18 protein-coding genes, 1 tRNA gene and 1 pseudogene are annotated in these 22935 nt (G+C 57.2%); 10 read left to right on the forward strand and 10 right to left on the reverse strand.

The genetic code is table 11. The features are described from left to right. Nucleotides 1–46: 46 nt before the first annotated feature. Nucleotides 47–123 (forward strand) — tRNA-Pro (locus tag K1Y02_05040). Between the two features lie 249 nt (nt 124–372). Here the strand turns inward: K1Y02_05040 and K1Y02_05045 are convergent. The 9 genes and pseudogenes from K1Y02_05045 to K1Y02_05085 form a co-directional block, all read right to left on the reverse strand. Then, nucleotides 373–1710, reverse strand: a pseudogene (locus tag K1Y02_05045) (site-specific integrase). A 4-nt stretch (nt 1711–1714) separates the two neighbouring features. Next, nucleotides 1715–1924: a hypothetical protein gene (locus K1Y02_05050; protein ID MBX7255705.1), complete on the reverse strand. Its 210-nt coding sequence runs from the start codon at nt 1922–1924 to the stop codon at nt 1715–1717. Between the two features lie 384 nt (nt 1925–2308). Then, nucleotides 2309–2575: a helix-turn-helix domain-containing protein gene (locus K1Y02_05055; protein ID MBX7255706.1), complete on the reverse strand. Its 267-nt coding sequence runs from the start codon at nt 2573–2575 to the stop codon at nt 2309–2311. A 107-nt stretch (nt 2576–2682) separates the two neighbouring features. Further along, nucleotides 2683–3609, reverse strand: a complete 927-nt coding sequence (locus K1Y02_05060; GenBank protein ID MBX7255707.1) for an AAA family ATPase — start codon at nt 3607–3609, stop codon at nt 2683–2685. Continuing rightward, the gene (locus K1Y02_05065) at nt 3606–4577 is read right to left on the reverse strand and encodes a DNA primase (GenBank protein ID MBX7255708.1); all 972 of its coding nucleotides are present in this window, start codon (nt 4575–4577) and stop codon (nt 3606–3608) included. Before K1Y02_05065 ends, K1Y02_05060 begins: the two co-directional genes overlap by 4 nt. Beyond that, a complete protein-coding gene (locus K1Y02_05070) occupies nt 4570–5124 on the reverse strand; it encodes a DUF669 domain-containing protein (GenBank protein ID MBX7255709.1) in 555 nt (184 codons plus the stop codon). The genes K1Y02_05065 and K1Y02_05070 overlap by 8 nt, the downstream gene beginning before the upstream one ends. After that, on the reverse strand, nt 5121–5531 hold the full coding sequence (locus K1Y02_05075) for a hypothetical protein (GenBank protein ID MBX7255710.1): 411 nt from the start codon (nt 5529–5531) through the stop codon (nt 5121–5123). Before K1Y02_05075 ends, K1Y02_05070 begins: the two co-directional genes overlap by 4 nt. Next, complete coding sequence (locus K1Y02_05080; GenBank protein ID MBX7255711.1) at nt 5528–5752, reverse strand: helix-turn-helix domain-containing protein; 225 nt, start codon at nt 5750–5752, stop codon at nt 5528–5530. Before K1Y02_05080 ends, K1Y02_05075 begins: the two co-directional genes overlap by 4 nt. 212 nt (nt 5753–5964) lie before the next feature. Then, a complete protein-coding gene (locus tag K1Y02_05085) occupies nt 5965–6738 on the reverse strand; it encodes a hypothetical protein (GenBank protein ID MBX7255712.1) in 774 nt (257 codons plus the stop codon). A 1449-nt stretch (nt 6739–8187) separates the two neighbouring features. Here K1Y02_05085 and K1Y02_05090 point away from each other — a divergent pair. From K1Y02_05090 to K1Y02_05130, 9 genes are all read left to right on the forward strand, one after another. Continuing rightward, nucleotides 8188–8418: an HNH endonuclease gene (locus K1Y02_05090; protein ID MBX7255713.1), complete on the forward strand. Its 231-nt coding sequence runs from the start codon at nt 8188–8190 to the stop codon at nt 8416–8418. 277 nt (nt 8419–8695) lie between these two features. Then, on the forward strand, nt 8696–10504 hold the full coding sequence (locus tag K1Y02_05095) for a hypothetical protein (protein MBX7255714.1): 1809 nt from the start codon (nt 8696–8698) through the stop codon (nt 10502–10504). Nucleotides 10505–10547: 43 nt separating this feature from the next. Beyond that, nucleotides 10548–12614 (forward strand): hypothetical protein, encoded by a 2067-nt coding sequence (locus K1Y02_05100; GenBank protein MBX7255715.1) that lies wholly within the window; start codon nt 10548–10550, stop codon nt 12612–12614. Nucleotides 12615–12679: 65 nt separating this feature from the next. Beyond that, nucleotides 12680–13903, forward strand: a complete 1224-nt coding sequence (locus tag K1Y02_05105) for a hypothetical protein (protein ID MBX7255716.1) — start codon at nt 12680–12682, stop codon at nt 13901–13903. Further along, nucleotides 13900–15201, forward strand: coding sequence for a DegT/DnrJ/EryC1/StrS family aminotransferase (locus K1Y02_05110; protein MBX7255717.1), 1302 nt, complete (start codon nt 13900–13902; stop codon nt 15199–15201). Before K1Y02_05105 ends, K1Y02_05110 begins: the two co-directional genes overlap by 4 nt. A gap of 24 nt (nt 15202–15225) precedes the next feature. Continuing rightward, entirely contained in the window at nt 15226–16611 is a 1386-nt protein-coding gene (locus K1Y02_05115; GenBank protein ID MBX7255718.1) for a hypothetical protein, read from the forward strand. A 10-nt stretch (nt 16612–16621) separates the two neighbouring features. Beyond that, nucleotides 16622–17674: a Gfo/Idh/MocA family oxidoreductase gene (locus tag K1Y02_05120; GenBank protein MBX7255719.1), complete on the forward strand. Its 1053-nt coding sequence runs from the start codon at nt 16622–16624 to the stop codon at nt 17672–17674. A 20-nt stretch (nt 17675–17694) separates the two neighbouring features. Beyond that, on the forward strand, nt 17695–18651 hold the full coding sequence (locus K1Y02_05125; protein MBX7255720.1) for a glucosamine-6-phosphate isomerase: 957 nt from the start codon (nt 17695–17697) through the stop codon (nt 18649–18651). A gap of 42 nt (nt 18652–18693) precedes the next feature. After that, the gene (locus K1Y02_05130) at nt 18694–20694 is read left to right on the forward strand and encodes a hypothetical protein (protein ID MBX7255721.1); all 2001 of its coding nucleotides are present in this window, start codon (nt 18694–18696) and stop codon (nt 20692–20694) included. Nucleotides 20695–20921: 227 nt separating this feature from the next. Here K1Y02_05130 and K1Y02_05135 read toward each other — a convergent pair whose 3' ends face one another. After that, a complete protein-coding gene (locus K1Y02_05135; protein ID MBX7255722.1) occupies nt 20922–21962 on the reverse strand; it encodes a LacI family transcriptional regulator in 1041 nt (346 codons plus the stop codon). Nucleotides 21963–22935 lie beyond the last annotated feature (973 nt).

Consider the following 22935-nt stretch of genomic DNA (forward strand, 5'->3'; position numbering starts at 1 on the left):
AGTTGGCCCGTCAATCCTCAATGTGCTAAACTAACCATCCTCGTGTCGGGGCGTGGCGCAGCCCGGTAGCGCACCTGCTTTGGGAGCAGGGGGCCGCTGGTTCAAATCCAGTCGCCCCGACCATTTATCAAATCCCTGTATCCCCCTAAAACCCGCGTATTTATTGGCCGATCTGCATGTGCGCCTGTTTTGTTCGCTGTTCTGCTTTTGTGTAGCGGAATGGTCTGGAATTGCTTCGATTACACCACAATTGCCTGTGGTTAGTGTAATCGGTGGTGTAATCGAATTGGCTTGCGCAGCCAGTGATTCTTGCCGCTTTTCAGGTGCGGGTAGGCCCGGCAATTTCGCCACCGCCGCCGCGCCGTCTAACACGGTAAGGTGCGTATAGACGCCCGCGGTTAGCTTGGGGTCGCTGTGCCGCATTAGGCGTTGCGTCTGTTGGAGCGGTACGCCCGCTTGCGCAAGCATGGTTGCGTAGGTGTGGCGCAAGCAGTGAATGTCCAATGTGCGCCCGTGCATATCGCGCTTGTGAATTCGCTTTTCCTTGTCGCGGGTTGCCAGTCCCGCCGCCACCAAGTCCAAGTCAAATGCCTTCTTCATAGAGCGCGGAAGGTCGAATATCGGCGTTGCTGGTGAAAGCGCCAGCGGAATAGGCTTGCCCGCTTCCTGTGCGCCCCGCTGTGCCGCTTTCAGCTTGTCGGCAAGGTGTTCCCGTAATGCCGCAACAAGCTCTTTCCTTAGCGGAATCTGAGCGCCGCGCCGGGCTTTTTCATCCGCCGCGTGCAAGACGATAAGCGGCGGATTCGCTTCGAGCCGCACTTGTCCAACTGTAATGCTCCGTAATTCGCCAAACCGCAACCCTGTAAACGCAAGTACGCGGTATACGGTTGCCCGCTCTTTGCCTTTCGCCGCGTAAACGCCGCGGGTGCGCTCGGACAGTTCTGCCGGTTCTTTCCCACGGTTCCCGTTTTCGCGCCGGTCAAGCGGGCGCTTTTCCGCGGCGTCAATCAATGCCGCCAATTCTTCGAGCGTAAGAGCGCGCCGTTCCCGCCGCCGGTCCGCCTTTTCATTAGCCGCTCGAATACCAATAAGCGGGTTCTGTGTCAGTCGGTTTGTTTGCACGAGCCAGTTACAGAATGCCTTGCCCGAAGCAAGCCGCACGTTTAGCGCCCGCGCCCCGGTGTTTTCACTGCGAAGGTGTCCGATCCATTTCTCGAAGTCGGCCCGGTTCACATCCCTCAGAATGTTCCAGCCGCACCCGTCTTTCATGAAGCCCAGATAGCGCGCCCGCTCATCCGCGTGATTGCCGGTGACGCCCCGCGCCCTGAGCGCCGCAACGTAATCGTCAATGTGGTCCTGTAGCGGGCGCTTGCCATGTTCGATCATTACCCGTTCTTGTGGTGACACCGCCCCAATGCGTTGCCGCTCTGCTTCTCGTTCAAGGTCCGCAAGCACGGAGCGCGCCGCGTCCAGCGTCTTGCAGCCGGTGGGACGTTCCACGAGCACCCCGTCCGGCCCGCGGAATTTCGCAAACCAGAATGCAGACTCATAAACGAGCCGCCATTCGCCGCCCTTTATCTGCTTTGCGGTTTGCCGCCGGGTCTTTCCCGCGGTATCGGTCCACACGGCAACCGCTCTATTCTTCGTTCTTTCGATTCGGGCACCGTCGGGTAACGGGCGCGTGAATCGTCGCCGGTAGATACTGCCCATTGTCCTATTCGCCTTTCCTGCGGCATTCAATGCCGAAGAATTCCGCCAGGCGGTCCGCAATATCGAGCCGTAGTGATTGCGTGCCCCGCACGAATCGCATGATAGACGCCCGCTGTACGCCGGTTGCAGTTTCAATCGCTCGGTGCGATACGCCCGATTCGACGATTGCCGCCCTGAGTGTCTCTGTAATGCTCTGTACTCGTTTCTTTGTCATGTGATAATTATCTCCGCCGGGTGTTCCAGAGTCAACACTGTTCTGTAGCGGGTGCGCAAGGCGCGTGAGCGCCGCTGATTGCGCACCCGCCTTATGGTCCCTTATGGGATATGTGCCACCTATTGGCACCGGTAAATGGCGCGGTTTGGCACCAGTGCTTGTGCCACGATATGGCACCAGTGCTACTTGATAATCAATTATCATTCTTGGTTTCATGTGTTGTTTGCTTTGTCGCGCTGTCGGCGGTCTGCTCTGTAGAGATTTGCACCCCCTATCCCGGTGTGTGCGAGACAAGACAATATCACCTTGAACCGGACGCGCATGAATTGCGCCGTGCCCTCTATCGAAGGTTCCAAGAAAAAAGGGGTTTCAGTCCAATGCAGACTATTCATTCGGCACCCCTTGGACGCGGTATGCCGAAGGTCCACGGTTGAGGCCACCACGCCGCACCACTCGAAGCAGTCCGCTTGCTTCGAGCCGTTTGACGGACCGCGCAACCGTGCGAATGCCGACACCGGCGCGCCGGGCAATCGCAGTCTTACTTGTCCGCGCAATACCATCCCGGCGGGTATCTCGGTATAGCACGAGCCACACCGCGGCGTCTGTACGTTCCACTGTAGCAAGCGCGAAGTCAACAAACGTATTCAGCACCGCGAAGCGGTTCCCGGTGTGGCGTATTGCCTTCGAGTTGCTCTTCGGTGGCGGGTTTGCTTCGAGCGGTTCCAGCACGTCCGCCCCTTCGAGAATTGGCGCGCCCTTCATGGTTCCGATTCCTCATTTCCCGCCGGTGCCCACATGTTTCGCAGGGTCGATTGCAGCGCGGTCCGCTTCGCTTTCGTCTCCGGCATGGCGTCAATCGTGAGAGATTGACGCTTGCGGTCAAAGCGTAAGTGAAAGTCCCGCAATTCGCCGTGCCGGTCTTTAAGGTGCCGAAGTGTTACCCCGGCGTCATCGTGCCCGCCGTCCGGCGCAATGATGTATGCAGAGTCCGCGCCGAATTCCAACTCGCTTGATTCGCGGAACGATGCAAGACTGAGCGCGTCCGCGTCATAGCTGCTTCGGCCTTGTCTGTCTTTCCCGCGTCCAACCGCCGAAATCACGAGCACCGCAACGCCCGCGTCCGCGAATTGCCGCAGGTAGTTCATGGTGGCGTCTACAGAGCCGCGCTTGTCCGCATGGTCGCCGGGCGGCGCGATTCGCTGAATGTAATCAAGCACGAGCAGGTTAGCCCCGAATGCGTCCGCAGAAGCCGCGGCGTTTCCCAAGTCGAATGGGGGACGTACAAAGCAAAGCCGGTCCGCCAGCGCCGCCAGCGTGTTGATCGCCTGGTCGAGCCGGTCCGCGTGTTCGGGTCCGAAGCGCCGGTATCGGATCGTGGTAAGGTCGATTCCCGATAGCCGCGCCAATTGCCGGTCAAGCAGTGCCGCCGGGCGCATCTCGATATTGCACACGAGCGCACGCAACCCCGGCGTTAGCCGTAAACCGTCAATCACGAATTGCATGGCAAGCGCCGTCTTGCCCGCACCGGGCGCGCCGCCCAGCAACGTGACAAGGCCCGGCCCAATCTCGATTCGTTCCAGTTCGCCGCGGCCAACGGGGTAAAGCACCGGCGGTGCCCCGGTCAACACGTCATCGCGCCACAATTCGAGCGCGTCCAATGCCGTGCAGTAGTTCGCCGTGCTCATGCCGCACCCCCATTCAAACCGCATTCGATTTGGCGGCGCACTTCGGTGGGTGTCATCCCCGAATCAAGCGCGCTTTCCGTGAGCAGTGCGTGTGCCAGCGCCACCGGGCAATTGAATTCCCGCAGGTTTGCCGCGGCGCTATACAGCCGGATATGCCGCTCGCCATTCGCCGCGCCGTCCCGAATGAATTCAAGGGTTGCCCGGTTCAATCTTTGTGCGCCGTCCGGCGTGTTCCGGCGTTGCTTGGTCCGCTCTGAATTGGCGGATACCTGATTGCGTGCCGCTTCCCATTCACCGGCCAGCGCAAACGAGAATGTGCCCGCGTCCGGCGCGGGCATCTCGAAGGGTTCCGGCAACCGCGCCATATCGAGCACCGCCGAAGCAGACAGCGCAAGCACCGCGTCTGCGTCTATGTGGCGCTTGTGCAGTCCCGTCCGCGGGTGTAGTGAATTCGGTGCGCGAAAGGCCCGCACCCGGTCATAGACGGCGCTGTCAATCACCACGCCCGCGGAATCCGCAATTGCTTCGCACATGCGGCGCGCCACCGTGTGAAAGTCCGTGCCGGGTTCCGGCGTCCAGAGCGCCGAAGGTATGCCCACATGAAAGCCCTTTGCCCCGCTGAAAAACACGAGCAGGGATTCCGGCGTCATGCCATAGTGCCCGGTCAATCGCACCACAAGCCGCCGGGTGTCATCCAGCGCCCGCGGTAAATCGCTGTCGCGGTCAATGTCGAACCAAAGCCATGCCGTCCAGCACGTCCCGCTGTAGCCCTTGGTGGTGCCGGTGCGGCGCAATTGTTCTGCGAATTCACCGCCGAATTGAAACGCGGATAGGTACGCTTCGCGGTGTATTTCTGCTCTTGGGTCGCATTGTGCGTAGCCGCCGAAAGCGGCGGCGTCAACCAAGCGCCGCTCGCCGCTGCACGGTCCGAGAATGCGAAACCCATAACGGTAGGTTTCGTTACTCATAGCGTGACACCGCTCTTGCCGGGTCCGGCGGTATCAGGTTTGCTTGAACAGGTGCCCCCGGCGCGCTGGTGTTGCCGTCTTGTACCGCCTGGGTGTCCTGCGGTGCGAAGGGGTCCACGTCCGGCGCATCGATCCCTAGCACTTCAAACGAGCGCACCCGGTTTCGTTCGGTGCCGTCATCGTCGCGCCGCAGTGCCAGCTTTACCGCGGTGCGCATGCCCTGCGGTAGCGGTCGCTCCAATTGCACGAGCGCCGAAACGCCCAACCGCGCCAAGTCGCGCTTTGCCATTGGCAAGGCATGCGGGGTGAGCCACACGTCATGCCAGATCATCCGCCCCGCGTATTCACCTTCGAGTACGCGGAATGTCAGCTTGTAGCCGGGTTTCCCGTTCTTCGATTCAAACAGTTCGCCCGATACGATTCGGCAAATGTAGGTGCCCGCGGGCAACGGCGCAAAGTCCTGAGCCGCTTCGGTTGTGTCCCAAGCGCGCTGTATGTCTTCGCGGTGCCCTTGCAGGATTTCGGTCAACGATTTTGGCGTGTTCATATCTGGGATTCCTTGCTGTCGGCTTTGGGGGCCGCGTCGGGGTGCGCTGGTTCTGGGAAGTCCCGCAGCCAGCGCGCCGCGGCGTCATGGTCTGCCAGCTCCCAGACGGCCATATGTGCCCCGTGTCGCTGTCGCCGGGTCGAAGGGGCAAACCCAATACGGCGGATAATCCCCGCCCGTGCCAGCGCATTGGGGACAGCCCCGAAGAGAACAGGGTCAATATCGGGCGGAAGGGATACCGCATCCCGTACCACGTCCGCCGTGGCTTGCCCGGTGAGCATCAAATGCCGAAGCAACGCCCGCCGCCCTCGCCGGATGTAGTATTCGCGGGTGACCGAAAGCAACTCGAATTCTTCGTGCTTCAGTCGTTCGCCTTCTGCCGCGTCTTGCCGTTCCATTGTTGTCATCGGGCACCGCCTTTCGGTACGCGCATCGGCGGGCACCCGTCGGCGAGCCATGCGTCAATGGCGGCGCGTTGCCACCGTACGAGCGCGCCAATGCGTATCGGCGCGGGCATGCGTCCGGCATCGGACATTCGGTAAATGTGGCGCGGGGAGCAGTCGAGCAGCGCGGCCACGCCGCGCACGTCTAGGAGCCTGGGAGATGGGTCTGTCTGTTCGATTCGCATCTGCTGATTCTCCAATCTGTCGGCAAGCCCTATGCTTGCCGTACACAGATCATCGATGCGATTCAGACAGATAATTTCTCAAAGATTCTTCCGTTATGATTTATCCGAGTGCTTGCACAGCAAGTGTCTCTAATGCCAGCTTTTGTATGGTTTGGTCTCGCGTCACGGATAAATTGAAAGTACTTGACACGATACCAAAACGGCGAGCGTGCCTAGTGCTGTGCTTGCTTTTTCCTCTGTTGCTTTCTACCCCAATCGATAGCCTTTCCAACAGTATCCTTTGATACCTTTATCGCTCCCCGGCTTTTGTCCGCGTTCAGAGTATCGACTATGTTGTCGTATGAATATCCTTCCTTGCGAAGATTGACAATCTTCATGTAGAGACTGGCCTGTTCAGGGGAAAGCGGCTTTCTTCCCGGTTTGCGCTTCTTAGATGTAGGTGGTAGGGCTTCAGTAAGCGGGGTTCTTTTGCATAGTTCAAGATATTCTTCGAGCCGGTTTGCTACCACATTTCGGGCCTCCATATGCTCCGGACTCATGCCCTTATCATGTATCACCCGCTGATCCCCTTCGACTTCAGCAATCTCCGCTTCGACTTCAGCAATCTCCGCTTCTCGATAGATGAGATGGCGCACCGCATTTTGAAAGCTCGAATTACCAAGTTCTTTCGCTATTGCGGCAGGGTGCGATTCTCGATAGCTGTTATGCCAAAAGTACATCTTATCGACTTCGTGCCGCTCCGTTTTCTTCAGTGCTGAGTCATATACATGTGCCTCAGTGAATATGCCGCAGGGTACCCCCGCTTTGGACGGCTTCTTCTCCCCGAAGTGTATCTCCTTCTCTACGATCAATGGGACAGGCAACCCCAGTGATCTTGCCATTTCTTCGATTTGCCGTATGAGCGGGTCCAGCTTGTCGAATGGCTGCTCTTCTCTCATGCGTTTGGCAAGGCACTTCACGGAATGCAGGAATTCGGAATAAGACATGCATGCAAACCCCTTTAGTTTGCCCTTGAATGAAGCGGGGACAACGGCCAAGGTCGCCGCTTTCGGTTGCGCTACCTAGTCCCCGCTGAGAGACTATATCGGTACTGTTGTGGTCTGCAAGAACTAATGCAGCATGAATTGAGATTTGGCGATTCGCCGGTCATCCATGAAGCATGTTTTCCATAGCAGACCGAGAACCAAGGAAACTCTAACCCTCGCCCTCGTGTTCCGCATTTGCGCGTCGGTCCATTGCATGGCTTTGGGAGAATCCGATCCCCCTACCCTCATGGTCCCGTTTCGGATGTATTGGTATCCGCATTCCCACCGCTGGGCGCGGGATACTCCCCAAGCATGTGTATCAGTGCGTTTCGTTCATCCGCAGTCAGACTGCGGAGCGCCGCCGCAAGCACTTCGAGCCGGTTTGATTCGACGTTTCCCGGTGCGTTGGTGTAATCTCCGGTGTAATCGCAGGAATTCGGTTGTGTAACGTCTTTCGGTTCAACTACTTGTGCGACTGTATCACCTGCTTTTGCTTCAGGGGGCCGATGGTTCAAATCCAGTCGCCCCGACCATTCTTATGCATTCATTCCAGAATGCTTATAGGTTTCTCACTGAAATCAAATTTACGGTGATTTTGACGTCGTAAGCCCGCCATATGCCCGACTCGATGGATTCCTTCTCCAGTCCACACCACACATCGGGCCTTACCTTGTATCGAATTCCAGTTAAGTCTGTACGTTCATCTCGCTGCCAAGTGAGCCTCACAGTGTCAGCATTGCTCCGTCTCATTCGCCTAAAGACCAGGCTCGATGGTATACGTATCTTCCTAAACAGCTCAGTCTTCATCGAATCAAGAACCATCAGAATGCAAGAGATGAAACGCTGGATAATTCAAGCCAATCTCGACACGTTCGACATTGATACTTACTTTCGGCAATGTTCGACTATTGTCTCAACAGTTCGGCAATAGCATCTTGTGGAGAAGATGATGCCTGGAGGCCACGTTGTTATACGGAAGGCGACAGGTTTGCAGATGGCAGTATCTGGGATCGTGGGTCTTGGTGAACTGACGAGTCGTGCTGAGGCGTTGGAAAAAGACGAAGCCCCAAGAGTCCTGTGGCGTGGAGAGGATTGGTCTGGCAGGGCTTTTCAGGTGCGTGGGGTGATTCAATATAGATGCCTTACCTCCAAAGAAGAGGTCTGTAAAGACTGGTTGAAGAAGAACCCTATCTCTTTAGACCGTAGAATTCTCAAACTAATGTAGTAATCGAATTCTCTGATTACGCCTAATAGGCCCCAGCGGCTTACTGAGCTTGTGCGAAATACAGCACTGGACTCTCCCAAAACCACCTAGGTCGACTTTGAAGATGCTGCAAATGATGCCCTGAGGAACTCCAAGAGTTTGCCGCCAGGGGTCGCCGGGGACAGGCAGCTTTCAGAAGGAACCTACTGGTCGCCTATGGCAATCGGTGCGTAATCTCCAAGCATGGGCCTTCCGAGGTTCTTGAGGCTGTTCATATCTTGCCGCACGCTGGGTTCGGCATAAATGAACTCGACAACGGACTCCTTATGCGTTCGGACTTGCTTACGTTATTTGATGCTGGGCTGATTCGCATAAACCCGGATTCGTTGGTGGTGGTAATTGATACTCGCTTCAAGGCACTCCCTATGGGCAATTAGATGGAAAAAGGATTCGACCTAGGGAGGACGGGAAGCAGCCGGGGCTTAAGTTACTGAAACGGCGACGGGATGAGAAGTGTGTACATGTCGGTCGATTTGGTGCTTGACAAGCGACAATTTAAACTGATAAAACCTTTTAACGCACAGTGAATAGGTCCTCATGCGAGGCGCAAAATCGCAGGCAGACGTCTTGGGTAGTCTTTTGTTGGCCCGAGAAGCTTTCTTTTTCAGGAACTCTGCGAGGTGCGTGAGGACAGCACAGATAGAGGATGGGGGTATGCAGGCAACGGGCAAGGCAGAAGCGGTCGATATTGCCGTTATCGTGGCCTATATGGCTGCGGTGTTGGTGCTGGGGTATATTCTCAAGCGTTACTCGGCCAAGAACATGGAAGGCTACTTTCTTGGAGGCCGCCGGCTGCCGGGCTGGGCCAACGGATTTTCCTACGCGGCGGCGTGCATGAACTCCGACGTGGCCCCCGCTTATATCGCATGGACCGTCGGCACGGGTCTTTTCATTGGCTGGTTTTACATCGCTCGGTTCGGGCTGGCATTCATGATTGCCGGTACCCTCTTTGCAATATTCTGGCGAAAACTGAACCTGTTCACCGCTCCCGAGTTCTATGAGCTTCGCTTTCCTGGCAGGGCGGGGTCCGCAGTCCGGGGTTGGATCGCATTTCGCAGCGCATTCATCGCTGTGGTGGCCTGGTCGGGAACTGGACTGCTTGGAATGAGTAAGGTCACCGAACCGGTCTTCGGGTGGGACAAAACAGAGACCTTCGCGATCGTAATCCCAATGGTACTGGTCTACGTGCTTATGTCGGGGTACTTGGGGGTCGTGGCGACGGACATTCTTCACACGACCGTGATGATTTTCTCCGGAATCGCGCTGTGCGTATTCGGGCTAGTGCAAATCGGCGGGCCAGCGGAGCTGCTGGCCAAGCTTACCCAGGCGGCCGGTCCGGATGTGACAGGCAGCCTACCACCGTTTGACCACCCCGAACTTGGGATGGCAGCGATTTTGATTCTGTTTCTGGGGACGGGAATTGGCTATGGAGGCGACGTGGCACCGATGGGAAGCGCCATGGAAGGACAGCGGGTATTCTCGTGCCGAACATACCGCGACTCCGCCAAGATGTTTGTCTGGACCGAGTGCGTTTTATGGCTTCTACTCGTTACGATAACGCTACCCGGTCTTGTAGCCATTGCCAAGTGGCCCGAACTGCATACAGCCACCCGCAGCGTGCGCGAGACCGTATATGGCCTGTTGCTCCAGACGTATTTGCCGCCCGCTTTTCTCGGACTGGCGGTTGCTGCGCTGATGGCCGCACTGATGTCCACGTTGAGCGCAAACTACAATTTCGGTTCGCAGGTCGCGACAAGCGACCTGTATCGCAGGTTCATCCACCGAAAAGGGACCGAGAATCACTATGTTCGCGTTGGGCGCATATTCGTGGTTGCCATTTGTGCGTTGTCCGTGTTCGTTGCCTACAAAGGTTCCAGCATCATCACGATTGCCATATTCCTCGTAGGCCTGAGCGCGGCCGAATACGCGGCTAACTGGGGACAGTGGTGGTGGTGGCGATTTAACGGTTACAGCCGCCTGTCTGCTTCGTTTGGAGGCCCGGTAATCTTCGTCCTCATACGGTTTGTCGTCGCTCCGACCTTTGAGAAGAATGGGTGGGGAACAATCACAGAGTGGTACGCGATTCTGGCTGCCATGGCCCTCACGACCTTGCTGTGGGTCAGCGTAACACTGCTGACGCCGCCTCAGGACGAGAAGATCCTCATGGAATTCTATCGCCGCGCGCAACCCCTCGGATGGTGGGGGCCTATCCGAAAGAAACTTGGTATTCCGGATGAACACGCCCACCGCAGTTTGATTATTAAGGGATTCGGGATTGCAGTGCTTGGAACCGCATGGGCGGCGGCGGCAGTTTTTGTCCTCTCGAATCTGTTTGTCGGAAAGTTCATGTTTGCCCTGAAGATCGGTGCAGTTGGGCTCGTTTTGATGCTTGTTTTCTGGCGAATGTTTGGGCGTTACATGAGTGTGCTTGAGCAGCGGACATTTGGAGACACCAAAGAATAGGTTTTGACCAGCTGGTCGCCAACTGGGGATGGGGAATCGAGGGATGACACGACAGCACGTTGCCGCAGTCTGGCGGTTGGTTTCGGGGTTAGCCATTAGGCTGTCCGCTTTGTATATGTCCGTCGCGGCGTTCGCCGCGGACATGGGGCAGCCGAAGGACTCGTTTATGCTTATTGAACAAGGCAAAGTCGTGTCCTCGGTTGTGGTCCTGGGAGGACAGTCAGGTGACATCCTTGACCGTGCCGCAGATGCCATTGACGCGCCTATTCGGGAGTGGGTGGGTACCGGCCTGAACCGGGTGCGTGTCTTACCAACGTCTAAAGACCTTCCCGGCGGTGCCTGCGTCGTTTTAGGAACGCTCAAAGCGATTCGCGAATGGCGACCGGACTTCGAGCAGCTTTATCCCGAAGCCCTGCGTGTGAATGGAGCCGATGAGCACGGTTTTGCGTGTGTTCCATCGAAGAACGGCGATGCTTCCCAATTGGTAGTGGTAGGGAAGACACCGCGCGGTGTGTACAACGGCGCGATATGGCTGCGAGATATGTGCATCGACGGTCGCGGCACGGCGGTTTGGCTTATGCCCGCGCCGATCTTGCGAAGCCCGCAAATGGCCATGCGCGGTGTTTACTGTCTCTCCATGTACGGCGTCGTGTCCAAATACTCCCCCGAGGACTGGCGCCGTGTCTTCGAGTCTTTTGCCCGCGACGGTATGGACCGCGTCTATTTTTGGGTGTCAGGCATGTTTCCCAGTCAGAAGTTCCCGTGGACATTTGACCGTGATGCCTCGACAGGGACCAACATCCGCACCGTCGCTCAGATCCGTGAGGTGATGCAGGCAGCCCATGACTTTGGCTTAAAGTTCTATCTGGGCAGCGGCGTGTTTGCCTGGTCCACGGCTTATTACTTGGGCGAAGGCCTACCCAACAATGGAACGGCGACCGGCGCGGGAGGTCTGTGCCCGGCTATTCCGGAGGTGCGCCAGCGGCACAAAGAATACTTTACGGAAATGATCGAGGCGCTGCCTGAAGCCGACGGTTTCTTCTTTGAATTACGCGACGAGCACGGTCAATGCATGTGCGAGTACTGCAATAAGGACATCGATACGTTCGGTTCGAAGATGTATGGGCAGTATGAGATTAGCTTTATCCATGAATTCACGCGCGACCTTTGGCAAGAGCATCCCAAGGTCAACATTTGTGTAAACGTCGGCTATAAAGAACATGAAAGAGACGTTGCTTTCTACAAGGCTATTTCCGAGATGCGTGACCCGCGTTTCGAATTCCTTGATGTGCGCGGGAGTTGGGAATTCCCTGGTCCTACGGGCGAGCGTTTGCCGGGTTCTTACTTCTCGAGCAAGATGACCCACTGGGATCCGTTTTACTCGAGGCTGCTGGGCGAGATAGTGCAAGTATCCGAAAAGATTGCCCGTTCGGGCTACGCCGGATATTCACCGGCGTTCGAGCCGGGCTACGCGACGGCCGACTACTATTGCCAGGAGATCCCCTATCCGACGGACGTCTTACCGTACGCCGCCACAGGATTCGCGTTTCGCGAACTCACTTGGGAGCCCATCCTGGCTGCGTCCAATCTGGAACAACGCGCGCAGCAGCGCTTCTTCGGTGTCGATGCATCCAAGGAATTGGCCAAGGACCTCTTTGTGCTACGCGACTGGGTCGTAACGAATGGCAAAACGATTACGAAGTACTCCCAGCCTTTGGTTAATTATATTGGGGAGACCTTGAAGCCCCCCGTGCTTGCGGTCGTGGCTGCGGAACAACTGAAGAAATCGGAGTTCGATGCGCAGTCGGAGCAGTTTCTGGCGGAGCTTACGCAAATTGCCGGTATCGTGAATGATGGTTTGCCTCTGCTGACGCGCATCGAAGGCAATGTCACCAAGGCTCAATCGCAAGGTACCTTGAAAACGAAGAGTACGGCGCGGGGCATGCTGAAATTGATTCAGGATTCTCGAGAGAACATCAAACAAGCCCAGTTCGAAGATGAACGACTCGCCGGATGGATAAATCAGCTTAAGGAGCAGCGTGGCGCACCAAAACCGTCCGCGGAAAAGCCCGTGATAAATGCGCCGGAAGCTTTGCCAGTAGGGCAGTAGCGGCGGACCCCCTTTTGCAACGGCAAGTAATGCGTTTGCAGAAATAATGAATTGAGGAGATAGTCATGGATGTCGTTCTGTCGATGTTTGGACCAACCGCCCACGGTGAGAGTCCAGCCCAAACCGCAGCAAACCTGAAGAAGGTCGGTGCTACGGGACTCCTCTTTTTTACAAGCTTGTATCACGGGTATCGGTTGCTCCAACGACGTTATCCTAGCAAAGCGATCTACTCGCTGGAGACGGACCGGATCTGTTTCGAGCCTGACCTTTCGTTCTATGCCGACTGCTCGATCAGACCGGGCCTTAGCAAGGACTTCGCGGGCAGAGACTGGGTGGCTGAGATGGGCAAGGCCTTGCACGCCGAAGGCTTAGCGTTCAATCCGCTCATCCCTGTCTGTGCGGGGGAGCGGTTGGTTCAGGAGATGCCTGAAATCGCGGTGAAGAACCTCTACGGTTCAGCAGATCGTCTGTTCATGTGCTACAACAATCCGGATGTGCGCGCTTACCGTCTCGCCATGGTCCGTGACCTTGCCTCCCGCTATGCATTCGACAATCTCATGCTGGACAAGATCCCGCAGATCATGCTGGAACAGTGCGCGTTTAGCGGCATTTTCGATGCGCCCCTGCGCACTGTCGGCAGTGCGTGTTTCTGTGAGCACTGCAAAGCAGCCGCAGCAGAGAGGAACGTGGACCTCGAAGAGATTCGGCTGAAGGCGATCGAGATTGCGAACCAGTCGTTGAGCATTCCTTCACATATCATGGCTGCCCAAGGCACAAAAGTGATGGGGGACACCGAAGTACCGCTTTTGCTGCTTGAGGAACCGCTGGTTTACCAGCTTCTGCAATTCCGCTTTGAGACGGCGGTGAGCTTTGTCGGCGAGATTCGGCGCGCGTTGAAATCCTGCAAACCCAAGGCCGGACTTCAGGCCGCCTTCGTGCCGCCCTCGCACTTCGGCCATGACATGACATCGCCGCGCTCTTGGATGACGATCCAGAGTTACAAGAAGTATGCGGATGTACTGGATGAAATCTACTGCATTGTTCACTACGAACCAGACGTTGTACGTTTCGAGACTCAGCGTGCGGTCGCCGCTGCGGGCGGGCGGACAAAGATCGTGACCGGTATGCGCTTCTACGGAAGCACGCGACCGGAGGAGATAGCGCCCTTGGCCGAAGCGGCTCTCGCGGGCGGTTCGCAAGGCGTCCATTTCCTCGGGTACGACATCACGACGGATGAACTTCTAACTGCACTGCGCGCGTGGGTGGAAGAGAAAGGGATCAACCGATGAGAAAGCTCGCTCTATATGGAGGCGAGCCGGTTCGCCAGATTCCCTATCCACGTTGGCCCGAAGTTTCCCGCGAAGACGAGGAGAGTGTGCTGGAGGTGGTCCGTAGCGGGAACTGGTGGATGTACAGCTACGGGACGGACGAATTCGCGGGCACGGTCCAAGGCACCTCGCGTGTCATGATGGGGGAAAGGCGCTTTGCGGAGATGCACAACGCAAAGTTTGCCTATGCGACGGCGAGCGGATCGGCCTGCCTCGAAATCGCGTGCCGCGCACTCGGCCTGAAGCCCGGCGATGAAGTCATTACCACGCCCTACACATTTATTGCAACGACGACGTGTATCCTCAATGCGGGAGCTATACCGGTTTACGTTGATATCGACCCCGAGACTTATAACCTGGACGCTGACCGCATCGAAAGCGCCATCACGTCGCGTACGCGCGCGATCATCCCAGTGCATTTCGGCGGATGCATTTGCGACATTGACAGCATCAACACCATCGCCCGCAAGCATGGCTTACATGTGATCGAGGATGCCGCGCATGCGCACGGGGCATCGTTGCGCGGTGGTCGGTTTGCGGGGACTCTGGGCGACATCGGCATTTTCAGTTTACAGCAGTCAAAATTGCTCACGTGCGGCGAAGGCGGCATGATCACGACAAACGACCCCGAGTTGGCGGACGCATCGTGGTCTCTGCGTCACTATGGGCGCACCAGGACGGGAAAATGGTACGAGCATTTCCGTTTGGGGTGGCATTACCGAATGACGGAGATGCAAGGCGCGCTGCTCCTGTCTCAGTTGGAGAAATTGCCCGCGCAAAACGAGGTACGTCGCCGCAACGCGAAGGTTCTGCGCAAGGGGCTCGCCGAGGTGCCGGGGATCCTTCCCGTGCGCCAGCATCCCGAGGCCGAGCAGGATGTGTACTACGTCCTCTGTCTTCGCTACTTGCCGGAGAAGTGGGAGGGTCTTTCCAAGAGTCTCGTACTCGCGGCTTTGGCTGCTGAGGGTGTGCCTGTTTTTGGCGGGTACTCGTTCCCATTGTATGAAAACCCTCTATTCCAGAGCATGGACTTCAACAGTCCCGAGTCGATCTATCAGTTCGGCCGCAACGCGCCCGTAGCTGACTTCCTCCAGTACCGTGAGAAGTGCCCGGTTACGGAGCGGGCCTGCCACACCGAGAGCATGTGGATCACTCACGACATGCTTTCCGGGACTAACGAGGACACGCTCGACATTGTGCGCGCATATGAGAAAGTCTGGGAGAATCGGAGTGAACTCCTCAAAAATACCTTCGTCTGATGACTTCGCGGAGGTGAGAATCGTATGAACGTCGGTTGTGCGCAAGTCGATATCACTCCACGTCGCGCGTTGACGCTGTGCGGTTTTGCCGCGCGTCGGAACCTGCCGTTTGCGGAAATCCACGATCCGCTGAGACTGCACGCGCTCATAGTCGCAGAGAAGGAAGAGCGGGTACTCATTCTGTCGTTCGATCTGCTTGCGCTGGGGCCCGAGGTGACTGAGAGGCTGCACGAGGTCCTGGACGCTGTCGATGGGCTCGATGTTCCGCGCGCGAAGAGGGTGTTTTGCTGCACACACACGCACAGTGCACCGGCGGCGGTGAAGCTGATGGGCTGTGGTGTCATCGAGGCCGACTACATCGCCCAACTCAGTGAAGCCGTTGCTTCCGTTGCCGCGCAAGCCAGTGCGCAGTGCGTCCTTGCCCAAGCGCGCGTAGCGAAAATCGAGCTGTCTGGACATTCCTACAACCGGCGACGCGTTCTCGACGACGGTCGCGTAGTCATGACCGAACAGCCAAGCACGCCGGTTCGCAAGGCCGGCCCTGTGTTGCCCCGCATGCTTCTTCTTCGCTTCGAGACTGAGGATGGCCTTCCCGTCGCGGGTCTGGTTCACTGGGCCGCCCATCCCTGCACCGTCTGCGGAAATTGTGTCACCGGAGACTTCCCCGGCGAGTTATGTCGCCAACTGAGCGCGAAGCATGGATATCCTTATATGTTTCTTCAGGGAAGCTGCGGCAACATCAATCCGCCGTTAGGCGACATGAGCGTTGAGCAGATGCTGGGCAACGTATCGTCAATCATGGAAGAATTGGAGCAACCGGCATGGTCGCCGCCGGTAAACCCGGCCCCATTCCGACTTGCAGGTCGAAGTATTGCGCTTCCCTATGCGGCCGGACTGCCCCTCTCCGAGCTCATCGCCATGGGCGAAGGCATGAAACAGATCGCCGAGACCGGTCATGGGCCGCAGCGAGAATTGCAGGAACTCTCTAACATTTTGAACGTTGAAGTGGGCCGGGAGCCCGACCCGCTCATGCTGCGATACATTGCGGGTGTCTTGCGCAATTGGACCGCTGAGCAGATTGGAGTGGCCGAAGGCAACCAGGCCCGGACGTGTCCGCTAGACGTCAAGGTACTGCGGATTGGACACGTGGTTCTGTGTTTCGTCGCTGCCGAGGTCTTTGCCGAGACCGCACTGGCTATACAGGAGACCTTCCCCGAGCTTTGCGTCGCGCTCGTCGGTTATGCCTCGCCGATAGTGGGTTACTTGCCGACGGACGAGGCGATGGATGAAGGCGGATATGAGGTCGCCTACGCTTTCAAGTTCTATGGTCATCCCGCCGCCTTCGCCAGGGGCGCAGAAGCGCTGACCGTCGCTACGCTCAAGGAGTTGGTCGAGGTGACGCAATTATGAGGGCCGCTACATGCTTAGAATAGGGGTCGTTGGCGCGGGGTTTATGGGACGAGCGCACTGCCAAGCCTATCAGCAGATCCCCGAAGTCGAGGAGATTCATCTGCTGACGCTGCGGCACACCGTGCCGCAAGCGAAATCATTGGCCGCCGAGTACTCCAAGATAGTTGCCATCGAGACCAGTTTGGACGCCCTGTTCGAGGCGGGCATTCACGCGCTCGATATTTGCACACCGACGCCCAGTCATGCGTCGCTGCTCCGCGCCGCCATTGCGCAGCAAACACCGGTCTTGTGCGAGAAGCCCATCGACCTCGATTTTCGAAGGGCCCGAGCGCTTGTGGCCGAGGCGGATTCGGCAGGCGTGCCTCTGATGGTCGCGCAGGTGATCCGCTTCTGGCCGGAGTATATCTATTTGCGCGACACTATCCGCAGTGGTCGGCTGGGTGCACTGATGCACTTGGCGATGGAGCGCTACTCGCCAATGCCCGGCTGGAGTGATGGAGACTGGTTTCGCAATCTGGAAGCGTCCGGTGGCGCGCTGTTTGACCTGCATGTTCACGATATCGACTTCGCAAGGGATGTTCTGGGGCTTCCACGAGCAATTTCCTGCTGCGGGCGAACACGCGACCATAAGGCGTACACGGATGTGTTCACAACGCTGGTGTTCGATGCCCCGTACACGGTAACCGCGTTTGCAAGCTACGAAATGCCGAGGTCGGTGCCTTTCCGTATGAAATACAGGGCACTGTTCGAGAGCGGAATGTTGGAATACGACATCCAGCAGAAGCCCACGCTTGTAGAGTATGACGAGAATGTGAGGAGTGCGATAGACCTGTCCTCGGAAGTGAACGGGTATCGCGCCGAATGCAGCTACTTTGCGCGGTGCGTCGCGCGTCGGGAGGCGCCCGACGAAGCTTCCGGGTCTTCCGCCGCCGAGACCATCCGTTTGCTTCACCTTGTTCACGATTCCGCCGCAAGGCAGGGATCTTGGATTGGCGTTGAACCCTACGCGACGTCGCTATGCGATAGGGAGTCCGCAGCGAAGAGTGACCGCAGCCAGCAATAACTAGGAAGGTATCGGGTGCCATGAACGAAAAGCCAATCCGCCCCGTCGCACACAACCGTATAAGCAAGATCGCTCCCGGTTGGTGGGACTACACGACTCTGAACGAGGAACTGCTTAACGACGCGGCAAAACTGTCCGCCGAGGACCTCGCGGGGATGTCGCGCGAGGGGTTTCGCATCGTATTTTACGACACTCTTGAGGAATTTTACCTGGCGGAAGCGATGGAATACGTCAATGCCTGGCGGCAGAGCTCGGCGGACAATCCTGTGGGTATATGCGGTCCTATTGGTCCAACCGAGCAACTTCCTCTGGTCGCTATGCTGGTCAATGAACTCGGGTTATCACTGAAGCATGCGCACTTCTGGGGGATGGACGAGTGGGTACTGGGCGGGCGCGAGGTTCCGATTACCCACCCGCTGTCTTTTGCGCGGGCGGACATGGAGCTTTGCTTCAATCGCATCCGGCCCGAATTGGCGATGCCGAAGGAGCACATCCACTTTCCCAAGGCCAATCCTGCGGAGTACATCAAGAGTTGGGAGCACGCGCGGTGCGCGGTGATGCAGGGAGGACAGGGCGAAACCAAGCACTGGGCCTTCAATGATCCACTGCGTCGCGAGGGTGCTTACGCCGAGCGAGTGCCGACGCCGGAGGAGTTCCTCGCGCTAAACACGCGCGTAGTCGAGCTTCATCCGCTTACGTTAATCCAAAACGCACGAACTTCGGGTAACGGGCATCTCGCGCTTGTCCCGGATCGAGCCGTAACCGTCGGCCCCGTGCAGACTTGGCAAGCGGAGAAAGTCTCCATCTGGCACGCGGGCACGCACGACACTCCGTTCGGTATGCGATTGACGACCCTCATGGTAGCCGAGCGCATGGCGAGCGCCGCAGTGCCGATGTCACTACTCGCGTTGCACCCTAACGTGCAATTCAACTTCTACCGACCGGCTCTTGCATCATGTACGGTTGAATTGCATTGAAAAAGCCTTAAGAGACGCGCCGATCTAAGAAGGAAACATGGCATGAATTTGAAAATCGACGGAAAGTTTGCGGCTCTGTTCATAGGCTTCTTCGTTTTAATGACGGCACCTAACGCTAGCGCGGAGGAGTTGCCGCCGGGTAGCGCTCCAGTGGTCATGACTCTGACGGCGCACCATAATCCGCTGGCCCAGATTGTGGTCAGTGATAAAGCGACACCGCTGGAACGATTGGCTGCGGACAAACTCGTAGAATGGGTAGCCACCTATTGCGGCGCGAGGTTAGCCGTGAGGCCTTGGTCTGAGATGTCGGCGGAACTGGAGGGCAACTTCATTTTGCTGGGCACGCCCGAGGGTCTCCCGCCTCTCAAAGACTCAAACAGTCAAGTATCGGGTTGCCTGCGGGACGTGGCTCTCCTGGGGCGCGAAGGTTTCGCAATTGCCACGCTGCAAAGTGGAAAAGCTCAGTTCCTGGCGATTTCTGGGAAGACCGACGCGGGTGTCTTTCATGGCGCGATTTACACCAGGGATTTCCTGCTTGATCTTGTGCCCCCTAAATGGGACGCGGTCGTGCGGGAGGTGAACTTGGTGCGCAGTCCGGCTCTCGAAGTGCGAGGCCCGTATTTGCTGCCTCAGTACGGCCAACTCCCGCTGTACACCCTAGACCATTGGAAACATATCATCGACCGCATGGCGGACAACGGCATTAACCAAGTTCATTGGTGGGTAGCCGGCATGTACCCATCGAAGGGGTATCCCGAGACCTTCACCATTACCACGTCCAAGTTATCGGTTGCCGACATCAACGAGCTCATCGCGTTCGCGCACCAACGCGGCATGAGATTTCTTGTCGGCGGCGGCGGGTTCTTTTGGCACGGTGTGGACGGCTTTGCGTCGACCCACCCGGATCTCCAAGCGAAAGGAACATCCGGGCTGTGCCCAAGCGCGCCGGGTTCGCGCACCTTTATGACAGGGTATGCCCTGGAATGGCTTGACACGTTTCCCGAGGCCGATGGTCTCTGGATTGAGCCGCGCGACGAGGGCGGCATATGCAAGTGCGACGCATGCCAGAAACGCCTAGACAGCTATGAGTCCCGTGTCTATGGACAGGCGGAGATCGACTATCTGGTGACGTTGGCTAAAGGGGCTTGGGCAAAGAACCCCAATTTGTCGCTGGTCTGGCTGATCGAGCACCTGGATAAACCTGGCACTACATTCCCGCATACTAACGACCCGATGTACTTCGAGCGCATCCGCGAGATCAAGGATCCGCGTATCCAGTGGATGGTCGTCTGGGAGGCCTTTCAATTGCCCGGGCCGCGTAACGAAATGAAGCCGGTGCCGTTCTTTTCGCGAAACGCCCTGCATTGGGACAAGCCGTACTGGCCGAACCTTCAAAACGTGCTCGATCATGCGCGCATCGCCGCCGAGCAAGGTTACCTGGGATACTCCAACGCTTGGGAAATCGGTTTTGCGAGTAATGACTGGTATATCAACGATGTTCCCTATCCCGTCGATGCGATCCCCGAAGTCATCACCGCATTGGTGTTCCGCGAAGCATGCTGGGAGCCGGGGCAGACCTGGGACGATATGACCGGTCGTGTCCACCGACGCTTCTTTACGGGTGAAGTGCCGCGGTCCGTCGCGGAGGATATGCTCTACCTGCGCCAGTACATTACGCTGGCCAATAATGAGTTCCGTAGCCCCATGGACTACAATGAGTCGCACACGCTGGCGGCGGAGCTTGATCGCATCTCTGCGCTGCCCGTGGGCGACGAACGCAAGGTGTCGCTCGATAACATTAGTGCTGTGATCAAGACCCTTGAGTCGACGCGAACGGAAGCTCTACCAAGAATGAAAGCGATCAAGAAGACGTTGTCCGAGCTTGAGAAGACGGCGTCGCCCAAGAGCAGAGCGTCTTTTGAACTGATGCAGCGTGCGATTTGCGACAGCATCAAAGTCTATAACAGAGCCGTGCCAAATGACCCCGCTCTGGATAACGCCATTGAGCGAATCAAGGTGCTCGAGGGGCCTGCAAACAAGTAGACGGGACTGGTAAGCGAGGGAGAAGTGCATAGGTCATTGGGGTGTGGGCGTGAAGGCTTATTGTGTTGGCTTTGGTCTGCTGCGGAAGGACCGTTATCCTTGAGCTTTCCGAGGACGGCTCACCTGGGCAAGTGTGTTTATCTCGAGAAAGGCACCGCCGCAGCATTTCATTTTGTCCCGCGTTTGCCGTGTGTACGCTGAGATGATCCAATACGAACGCCTGCAAGTCACTTGTGCGGGCGCGCGGTACTCTCACGCACAACCAGCTCCGGCTTGAGAACGAGACTGGCAGGAGTTGAGTCAAGCACGCCCTTCTTGCGTCGGGCAAGCGATTCCAGCAACAGTTCCGCACCCGCCGTCCCAATCTCGGTCATCGGATGGCGAATGGTGGTGAGGGCGGGGTTGTAGGCTCGCGAGAGAAATATGTCGTCAAACCCTACCACCGAGATATCTTCCGGGACACGATAGCCCTGTCGCACAAGTTCTTGAATTACTCCGTACGCTGAGTAGTCGTCAAAGGTCAGGACGGCGGTGAAGGGAAGACCGCACGCCAGAATACGTTGAATGGCCCTAACGCCCGTGTCCGACGTCACAGGAACGTCCGTCACGTCGTCGGTCAGTCTGTTTGGGCAAGCCAAGCCAAGGCGCTCGAAGTTTTCGAGCGTACGGGCGCGGCGGATTACCGCATCTTCAATCTCGGGCGGACCAAATATGCACGCAATTTCCCGATGACCCAATGAGTAGAGGTGGTCCAATGCCAGCCGGACTCCCTCGCCATTGTCCATCGTAACCGAGGGGAAGTCGGTACCCGGCACGATCCGTCCAATGGAGACGAACATCGTGTTCTCGTTCAGAAGACTCACGAGCCGCCCCCAGTCACAGGAGATTGTATTTAGTATCGCAATCGCCCCGTCAACCTGATTGCTGCTTAACGTGAGTAGCGTACTTTCAAGCGCGGTTACACTGTTCTGAATATCTGCCAATTGATAAAAGGCATTCGTCTTATTGAGCCGCAACATAATTCCTTGAACGACTTGGGCGCAGAAAGGGTCCGAAATGTCGGTGCATATTATGACGATCTTGCTGACATCCGACTGCCGCAGCAGCCTTGCGTACGTATTTGGTACGTAGCCGAGCTCCTCAACCGCGGCCAGGATGCGTTGCTTCGTCGCATCGGCAATTCGCTCCGCCATCGGATGCTTATTGAGTACAAACGAAATCGCCGTCGGCGAATACCCCACGTGACGTGCCACGTCCGTGATTGTCACGTGCTTCCGGCGTGTTTCCCCGGACACCACCTGTCTATTCTTTTTCCTATTCATCATCATTCTCACCCGCTAGAACGCATTATTGTACTTGGTGGGCCTGACAAACAATAGACTGTGCAGTGCTTCTCGTCGTTCGGTGTATACTCCATGAACCGCAACGACCTTGCTCACACACGTCACCGTCCCTCTATGCGTTTCAATCGCAGACACGTAAACACACCTCAATCTCTGGGGCGCAAGACGGATGCTGAGTGAAGGTTCAATCCATTTGGCGAGCGTTAATGTTCCGACAGCGGGAATCTGAACCCATGGCGATGCACAGGACCAAGGGGCCAACCGCAGATGGTCGTCGCGTTCCCCTAATGGCGTCGGCGCCTCTCCGGCGTATTGCGACCCCTCGCTGACCTGCGCACTCTCGGGTGCGCTGCTCGCGTTCTGCGTGGTACGCGCCCGTGGATATGGAAAGCCCGACTGATATGGTGCCGAGGCGGTGCTCGGACGACGCGAAGATGTGACTCGCGATACAAGATGTCGTCAAGGCGGCCCTTGAAGCCGCGAGGGACCTCACGGTGGTATATGTCCGAATGCCACGTGGCGGGAGACAGCACTCCTATCGATCGCAAATTTTCGTGCCGCGTACTGCCCTGAGCTACACGCATTTCGCATGATCCAGGATCTGGGGTTCACGTGAACATCGTTTTCGTTTGCCGGGTCTCTCAGACTTTTCGGTCACTTAGCCTTGTCGCATACGTGACGACCGCAAACCTTGTTCTCCGACAGCAGCTCCCCGTCCTGAAACGACGTCAGAAACGAATCCGACTCAGGCGATGGGGGCGGCTGTTCTGGGTTGTGCTCTCTATGCTTTGGTCGTCCTGGAAAGATCACTCCTAATCGTCCAGCCCCTCAGTGTAGTTCGCTGGCATCGGAAGAAGTTCGAGTTGTTCTGGCGACGCATGTGCCGGGGCTGTATGCC

This window comes from Candidatus Hydrogenedentota bacterium, from assembly GCA_019695095.1.
Lineage (GTDB): Bacteria > Hydrogenedentota > Hydrogenedentia > Hydrogenedentales > SLHB01 > JAIBAQ01.

Bases quoted from the DNA above. Each gene is read 5' to 3' on its own strand.
- K1Y02_05065 (MBX7255708.1), bottom strand. From the start codon at position 4,577: ATGAGTAACGAAACCTACCGTTATGGGTTTCGCATTCTCGGACCGTGC.
- K1Y02_05080 (MBX7255711.1), bottom strand. From the start codon at position 5,752: ATGCGAATCGAACAGACAGACCCATCTCCCAGGCTCCTAGACGTGCGC.
- K1Y02_05115 (MBX7255718.1), top strand. From the start codon at position 15,226: ATGAACGTCGGTTGTGCGCAAGTCGATATCACTCCACGTCGCGCGTTG.
- K1Y02_05125 (MBX7255720.1), top strand. From the start codon at position 17,695: ATGAACGAAAAGCCAATCCGCCCCGTCGCACACAACCGTATAAGCAAG.
- K1Y02_05075 (MBX7255710.1), bottom strand. From the start codon at position 5,531: ATGACAACAATGGAACGGCAAGACGCGGCAGAAGGCGAACGACTGAAG.
- K1Y02_05085 (MBX7255712.1), bottom strand. From the start codon at position 6,738: ATGTCTTATTCCGAATTCCTGCATTCCGTGAAGTGCCTTGCCAAACGC.
- K1Y02_05070 (MBX7255709.1), bottom strand. From the start codon at position 5,124: ATGAACACGCCAAAATCGTTGACCGAAATCCTGCAAGGGCACCGCGAA.
- K1Y02_05130 (MBX7255721.1), top strand. From the start codon at position 18,694: ATGAATTTGAAAATCGACGGAAAGTTTGCGGCTCTGTTCATAGGCTTC.
- K1Y02_05095 (MBX7255714.1), top strand. From the start codon at position 8,696: ATGCAGGCAACGGGCAAGGCAGAAGCGGTCGATATTGCCGTTATCGTG.
- K1Y02_05105 (MBX7255716.1), top strand. From the start codon at position 12,680: ATGGATGTCGTTCTGTCGATGTTTGGACCAACCGCCCACGGTGAGAGT.
- K1Y02_05060 (MBX7255707.1), bottom strand. From the start codon at position 3,609: ATGAGCACGGCGAACTACTGCACGGCATTGGACGCGCTCGAATTGTGG.
- K1Y02_05100 (MBX7255715.1), top strand. From the start codon at position 10,548: ATGACACGACAGCACGTTGCCGCAGTCTGGCGGTTGGTTTCGGGGTTA.
- K1Y02_05050 (MBX7255705.1), bottom strand. From the start codon at position 1,924: ATGACAAAGAAACGAGTACAGAGCATTACAGAGACACTCAGGGCGGCA.
- K1Y02_05120 (MBX7255719.1), top strand. From the start codon at position 16,622: ATGCTTAGAATAGGGGTCGTTGGCGCGGGGTTTATGGGACGAGCGCAC.
- K1Y02_05110 (MBX7255717.1), top strand. From the start codon at position 13,900: ATGAGAAAGCTCGCTCTATATGGAGGCGAGCCGGTTCGCCAGATTCCC.